Annotated in this window: 2 protein-coding genes; both read left to right on the top strand. The window is 61.7% G+C overall.

Annotated features, from left to right (window positions below):
* The first annotated feature begins 433 nt into the window (after positions 1-433).
* Positions 434-928 carry a hypothetical protein gene (locus ACFY15_RS36860; protein WP_390827083.1) on the top strand — a complete coding sequence of 165 codons (495 nt, stop codon included), beginning with the start codon at positions 434-436 and terminating at the stop codon, positions 926-928.
* Positions 929-1039: 111 nt separating this feature from the next.
* Positions 1040-1456 (top strand): hypothetical protein, encoded by a 417-nt coding sequence (locus tag ACFY15_RS36855; RefSeq protein WP_390827082.1) that lies wholly within the window; start codon positions 1040-1042, stop codon positions 1454-1456.
* Positions 1457-1677 lie beyond the last annotated feature (221 nt).

The following is a 1677-nucleotide window of genomic DNA, read 5'->3' as shown; positions in this document are numbered from 1 at the left end:
TCAGCATGAACATGCCCAGCGGATGTCCGGCATGGCGATCAGTACCACGATCGAGCGATCACGAACCGAGGAAGATCGGACTTAACGTCCTCTCAGTAGGCATCCGTCGAGCGTCGGTTGCATGAACGAGCTCAGGATGGAAGGTGACCTGGCCTGTTGTAGGCTGCTTGGCTCGATTGCATTGGGCGAATTCCCGTCAAGCGTTTCGACGTCTGCAGGGCGCGACGGGAGCTCGGATCGGCAGCGCCTCCCCTTGCCCCCGTTGCGATTTCGCGCCGGAACAAGCAATTCCGGCCATCGGGAGGCCGCCTGCATTTCCAGCCTGAGTCAGGACTGTGGATGGGTGGGGGTGATTTACCTGATCTTGACGGCGTCGTAGACGCGCGATTGCATCGGTGCAGCGCCTGGATAGCAGCTCCGTGGATCAATTCGAGTGCGCTTCCAGGTGGGATCGGGTATCGAATCATCGGTCAAGCCATTCCCGGGGGGGGATATGGAATCCACCATTCAGTCTGGCCTGCGTAAAATCGGTCAGCGTGCAGGGGCCGTTTCGCTCGGAGTCATGACTCTGCTGTCGTTGACGGCCGGATCGGCCGATGCCGCGAGTTGGTCGAGCAGCATCTCTGGCGCTTACCCCGGCTTCGAATCCCATCGTTGGTCGGATGCGGGCGGCAGCACGAACATACAGTTCACCAACTGCACCGATGGCACCGGAGCTACGAGCGCCGGCGTCACCCTGCGCAAGGATGTCCACTGGCAAGTGGACCCCACTTACACCACGGCTTCCTTTACCAACTGCTTCGGCGGCTACAACTCAACCTCTTCGGGTAACTGGGGCGACCACGGCAGCGGTAGCTACTACTTCGCTGTGAACCTGGGCGCGACGTACAGCGATCTGGACGTTCGGGCCCTCACCGTCACGTACTGAGAAAACTCCGAAATTCGGCACAGCGGCAGAGTCCGCTACGAGCGGCAGTCGATCGCGTCGTGGCCGTCTTCTCCGCTAATACTCCAGAGGAGCGCAAGCATCATGAGATCGATGCGTCTTTCCGCCCTACGTGAATCCGGCCGTCGGGCGGCCGTGGTTGGCCTGGGGATTACTGCCGTCGTCGGTCTGGCTTCCAGCCCGGCTCAGGCGGCGAGCTGGTCGAGCACCATTGTTGGCGCGGACCCCGGGTTCGAGTCTCGCCGCTGGTACGACGGTGGTGGCTCAACGAACATCACGTTCACTGACTGCACCAGCGACGTCCACGTGGCCAACGTCACCCTGCGTAAGGACCTCGACTTCCAGCCGGACCCGCAGTACTCCACGGCGTCCTTCACCAACTGCTTCAACGGCACCTACGCGACCTCGTCGGGCAACTGGGGCGACCACGGCGAAGGTAACTACTACTTTGCCGTCAACTATGGTTCGTCGGCGACGCTTTGGGTCAGGACGCTGACCGTCAACTACTGATGCACTCCCTGTGCGGGCGGGAGACTCTCCCGCCCGCACAGGGTTTTACCCAGCGCACTAGGGCGCGTATTTGGTCGTGATCATTCTGGGAAGTTGCCCTCGCGGCGTGGCCTGATCCGGTAGACCGTATGCCGTGACGCGAGTGCAACTGTCAGATGCGGAGTGGGAGTTCATCGAGCCGTACCTGCCGATCGGCGAGTACGGCCCGTACCCCGAACGGC

The organism is Streptomyces sp. NPDC001373 (assembly GCF_042895815.1).
In the GTDB taxonomy this organism is placed as follows: Bacteria; Actinomycetota; Actinomycetes; order Streptomycetales; family Streptomycetaceae; genus Streptomyces.
Note: the sequence above shows the minus strand (reverse complement) of the source record. Positions and strands in the feature narration are given on the sequence as shown.

What these genes read in the sequence shown, in the direction of transcription:
- ACFY15_RS36855 (WP_390827082.1), top strand. Translation starts at nt 1,040, where the DNA reads ATGCGTCTTTCCGCCCTACGTGAATCCGGCCGTCGGGCGGCCGTGGTT.